Annotated in this window: 5 protein-coding genes and 1 pseudogene; 2 read left to right on the top strand and 4 right to left on the bottom strand. The window is 46.4% G+C overall.

Features of this window, described 5'->3' with window-relative positions:
• A pseudogene (locus IM456_RS01940) lies at positions 1 to 126 on the top strand (IS630 family transposase); the annotation flags it as partial.
• A 77-nt stretch (positions 127 to 203) separates the two neighbouring features.
• On the opposite strand, the gene IM456_RS01935 reads toward IM456_RS01940, so the two are convergent.
• The 3 genes from IM456_RS01935 to IM456_RS01925 are packed head-to-tail and all read right to left on the bottom strand — an operon-like array spanning position 204 to position 1114.
• Complete coding sequence (locus IM456_RS01935; protein ID WP_002799126.1) at positions 204 to 464, bottom strand: DUF4926 domain-containing protein; 261 nt, start codon at positions 462 to 464, stop codon at positions 204 to 206.
• Positions 465 to 470: 6 nt separating this feature from the next.
• Positions 471 to 800, bottom strand: a complete 330-nt coding sequence (locus IM456_RS01930) for a DUF6883 domain-containing protein (protein ID WP_287693008.1) — start codon at positions 798 to 800, stop codon at positions 471 to 473.
• A 29-nt stretch (positions 801 to 829) separates the two neighbouring features.
• On the bottom strand, positions 830 to 1114 hold the full coding sequence (locus IM456_RS01925; protein ID WP_287693007.1) for a helix-turn-helix domain-containing protein: 285 nt from the start codon (positions 1112 to 1114) through the stop codon (positions 830 to 832).
• 634 nt (positions 1115 to 1748) lie between these two features.
• Between IM456_RS01925 and IM456_RS01920 the strand changes: the two genes are divergently transcribed.
• Positions 1749 to 4136, top strand: coding sequence for an ATP-dependent Clp protease ATP-binding subunit (locus IM456_RS01920; RefSeq protein ID WP_287693006.1), 2388 nt, complete (start codon positions 1749 to 1751; stop codon positions 4134 to 4136).
• Between the two features lie 51 nt (positions 4137 to 4187).
• Here the strand turns inward: IM456_RS01920 and IM456_RS01915 are convergent, their stop codons facing one another.
• Positions 4188 to 4331 carry a hypothetical protein gene (locus IM456_RS01915; RefSeq protein WP_172970494.1) on the bottom strand — a complete coding sequence of 48 codons (144 nt, stop codon included), beginning with the start codon at positions 4329 to 4331 and terminating at the stop codon, positions 4188 to 4190.
• Positions 4332 to 4734: the final 403 nt, after the last annotated feature.

The raw sequence follows: 4734 nt of genomic DNA, 5'->3' as shown, positions 1-4734 counted from the left end.
AATCGAGAATTTGAAAATAAAGAAGAACTGGAAAAAGTAGTCAATCAGCTTTTAAATGAAGGGGGATTGATTATTAAATGGAGTAGAAAACTTAAAAATAAGGGTAATGCTGTCAATGTAACTTAAATGCGTAAAAGCTTAATTCCGTTTCCGGTTCATAGAAAACTTTTACTTGAGCCATAGCGTTTTCCGTTAAGCAGAATTCACGCCACCTCCAGTTCATAATGCAAGACCAGAAGCTCATCGCCTGGCAGAATAGCCATTGCATATTCCCGCCCCTGACTGTCAGAAAATTCCACTAAATATTGATAGCGCGAACCTTTTTCATATACCTCAACCACCGTTCCCACCTGTCCGCTTGGCAAGCTGGGGACAGCTTCATAATCTAATTCAACTAAAGTCAATCGCTCCCGAGGGACGGAGTTGAGGATGGCAACCGTATCTAAAAGTTTGATGTCTTTCATTTTACTTCACTTGATAAAGGCAGAAATTAGGCGAGGGTTGGGATTAATTAAGCCGATTTCCCAGATAGTTCGCAGTTGTGTTCCTTCCCGTTCTGGTATCGTCCAATCCACTTTAAACTGCTGGCCGAATTCCGTGACCGCTTGTTGGACAACTTCCCCCTCCAGGGCAGCCTGTGAGATGAGCGATCGCAAAACCTCAGCGTTCTCGGCAGTTATTCCCAGACGAGAGCGAAAGACTCTGGCTTTATTTTTTCCTCTGGAATGTTCTGGATTTAAGCAATAGCCAATCAGTTTTTCCATCGAGATTTCTGCCAGTTCCCCGTTGGGTAATTTCATCTGCGGCACTCCGAACTTTCTGACTTCCCTCAGAGCAACTCGATTCGCAATTGGCGGCCCACCACAGAAGCCGCCCGTTGGATAGTATCGAGAGAAACGCCCGTCTTTTCCGGGTCGAGGAGGCGGTCAAGTTGCGCTCGACTGGTCTGCATCCGCGCCGCCATCTCCGTTTTCGTCAGAGAGAGCCGTTTCATCTCCTCAGCCAACTGCCGCGCCAGTAACCGTTTGAGTGCCACCGCACTACAGTCCTCCTCAAGACCTTCTTCTTTGAGAAAAGCATCGAAATCGGAGCCAGTATGGGGGTTAGCGGTCATATTTTTCCTGTTCCTTCTTGCGCTAGTAGGGGCGAACGGCCGTTCGCCCCTACTAGATTTCCCGTTTTGGGGTTTTTGGGACTTCGCCGATGTTGCCGTGCGGCAGAATCATCTCCCCTCGGCTGATGTAAAAGATGACCCGCGTGATGCGTCTGCCCGTAGGGGCAATTCATGAATTGCCCCTACTCCGCACCTCCCATAAGTCTTGATAACCGGAAAGTGAACGGCACAGGGGCAGCCGATGGGAAAGCTAAACTCTACGTCCTTGATATCGCTGCCAATAATCCGGCAATCTTCACGGCTGAGAGTTTTCCACCAATCTTTGACTGGCTCCGACCCACCTTCGGCTCGAAAAAACTTGGCTGGCAGCCTTTTCAATCCTTACCTTCTCAGTTATCGTACCTTATATGGTACATCAATAATTATCATTTTTGCATTAGTTTTGTAGAGCGACAGTTGCACAGGGGGTCAAGTTATAACTGCCAGTAGCCTTAATTTTTGTTAAGGATTTTAAGCATCGCCCAAGCTCACCACTGACTAACCCACCCTACTGATACGGATATCCCCCTTCCGGCTAATGTAAAGAAAACGTTACAGTAACAGGTAAAGCCCAGTAGCCAGGAAGCCGTCAATCATGTTTGAATACTTTAACCAGAAAGCTATCAAAGCGGTGATGTTCGCCCAAGAGGAAGCCCGTCGTACCGGTCACAGTGTCGTCGGTACGGAGCATTTACTGTTAGGATTGATAGGAGAAGCCACCGCCACCGCAGCCTTAATTCTCAAGGATTTAAAAGTTACCCTGCACGAAAGTCGCCGCCTGATTGAAGGAATGACCGGCCGCGGCACCGGTTACAGTCCCGTTAATATCCCTTTTACCCCGAAAGCGAAAAAGATGTTCGAGCAAGCATTTCAGGAAGCTCGACAATTAGGGGAACAGGCGATCGCACCTGAACATCTATTACTCGCTATCACCAGCGATCCCGAATCCCTAGCCGCTAAAATTTTAATTATGCAGGGTGTTGATTTGATCAAACTTCGCGGCCTTTTAATTAAAAATGCCGGGGAAAAAGTCGCTAGTGGTCGCTTCACGGACAAGAGTGACTATGAAGACCAGAAAAATGCTCCCCAAGGCGGGATTTTAGCCCAATATGGTCGCAATTTAAACCAAGAGGTCAAAAATGGCAAAATTGACCCTTTAATCGGTAGAGAGCCAGAAATCGAGCGAGTTGTCCAAATTTTAGGCCGTCGCAGCAAGAATAACCCGATTTTACTGGGTGAGCCGGGGGTGGGCAAAACAGCGATCGCTGAAGGGTTAGCACAACGCATCCATAATGGCGATATTCCCGAACTTTTGCAGGATAAACAGGTAATTGCCCTCGATATGGGGTCTTTACTGGCGGGAACCCGTTTTCGCGGCGATTTTGAGGAACGTTTAAAGGGTGTTGTGGAGGAAGTTCGCAAATCGGGCAATATTATCCTGTTTATTGATGAAATTCACACTCTTGTGGGTGCTGGTAGCATGGGAGGAGCCATGGATGCTTCTAACTTGCTGAAACCTGCTTTAGCTCGCGGGGAGTTACAGTGTTTAGGGGCAACAACTCTCGATGAGTATAAACGGCATATTGAGCGAGATGCGGCTCTAGAAAGACGTTTTCAGCCAGTTATGGTGGGAGAACCAACTAAAGAGCAGGCGATCGAGATTTTACAGGGTTTAAAAGCCACCTACGAGGATTTCCATCAGGTAAAATACGATCAAAAAGCGATCGAAGCTGCCGTTAATCTATCCTCTCGCTATATCAATGATCGCTTTTTACCGGACAAAGCGATCGATCTTCTCGATGAAGCGGGATCCCGCACCCATCTACGCTATTCCCTGCAAAGTAAAAGTCCCGCAGAGGTTAGGGAAGAATCACCCCTAATTAACCCCGAATCTTTAATTCCGGTGGTGGATGCGGAGGAAATCGCCCAAATTGTCGCCGCTTGGACAGGTATTCCCGTTACCCAATTAACTGAAACTGAGTCAGAATCGCTCTTAAATCTGGAATGTCAACTGCACGAGCGGATTATTGGCCAACAGGAGGCAGTGAATGCCGTTTCTCGTGCTATTCGTCGAGCGCGAGTAAATTTAAAGAATCCTAACCGTCCGATTGCCTCGTTTATTTTTGCCGGTCCCACGGGAGTGGGTAAAACTGAATTAACGAAAGCCTTAGCTAAGTTGCTCTTTGGCTCGGAATCCAGTATGATTCGCCTAGATATGTCGGAATTTATGGAATCCCACACGGTTTCTAAATTAATTGGTGCGCCTCCCGGATACATCGGTTACAATGAAGGCGGTCAGTTAACGGAAGCAGTGCGTCGTCAACCCTATAGAGTGGTTTTGTTTGACGAAATCGAGAAAGCACATCCCGATGTTTTTAATCTTCTCCTGCAACTGTTAGAAGATGGTCATTTGACCGATTCCCAAGGTCGTCGGGTGGACTTTAAGAATACCCTAATTATCATGACCTCGAATATTGGCTCAAAAGTCATCGAAAAAGGCGGTAATAGCTTAGGATTCGAGATTGCTGACGATTTTGCTCAATCCCGTTACCAACAGATTTCTAATCGGGTGACAGAGGAGTTAAAACAATATTTCCGTCCCGAATTTCTCAACCGTCTCGATGAAATTATCGTTTTCCGACAGTTAACTCGCAAAGAAGTTACCCAGATTGCCGATATTCTTATCGCAGATCTAGCCAAACAATTGACAGAAAAAGGCATTTCTGTGGAAGTTACCGCCGCTTTTAAGGATTTGGTCATCAATGAGGGTTATGATCCTAGCTACGGTGCGCGGCCTTTACGTCGTGCTTTAACTCGACGCTTAGAGGATAGTTTAGCCGAGGCGATGTTATCGGGAAAAGTCAATTCTGGAGACCATGCGCTATTAGATGTAACTGCTGAAACCGTGGTGACAGTCTCTAGTCATCGGCGCTCCGAGCAAAGCGATATTCTCTCGCAATTACAGTTACAATCGGTGGGTTAATCCCCTCAAAAATTGCTTTTTTCGGGGTTGAAAAATTTTCAACCCCGATTTTTATAATCTAGGCAAAATAACTTCTAGGGGAGCGGGAATCATCTCGCTACGAAAGTCCAGAATCTGGACTAGGATTAAATAGGCAACGGCGATTAAAATCGAAATCGCTCCCGTGATAATGGCGATAATTTTAGCAGAATTCATATAGTTAACCGATAATTTCCTGAGATTCCCGCAAAAGCTACCGAAATTTATTCTCATCTACGATTGCGAGCATAAACAATTGAAACTGAAGATATCTTACAGCACAATTCTCCCGGACGGTTACGAGAAGTGAGTGCGTCTCAGTTTTGTAGAAATATCCATAACACATTTTGGGCGCGGGCCCGGCACCCCTACCATAAACCCTATCTAGGGTTTGCTGAAAAAGTTTTTCGTGGGGGCAGGGTGTGGGGTGTGGGGTGTAGGGTTTTACCGATTTTCAGGTGGTCAACTACCTAATTTTCAGGGAAAAAGTCCCGGAATTTTCCCCCCGATCACTCCAAGTGCTGGCACTTTTTGAGGGGAAAAAAGTCTAAAAGTCTTACCCAACAAGGTTTTTAGATTT

Origin of the sequence: Microcystis sp. M079S1 (assembly GCF_020246425.1) — a bacterium.
In the GTDB taxonomy this organism is placed as follows: domain Bacteria; phylum Cyanobacteriota; class Cyanobacteriia; order Cyanobacteriales; family Microcystaceae; genus Microcystis; species Microcystis aeruginosa.
Note: the sequence above shows the minus strand (reverse complement) of the source record. Positions and strands in the feature narration are given on the sequence as shown.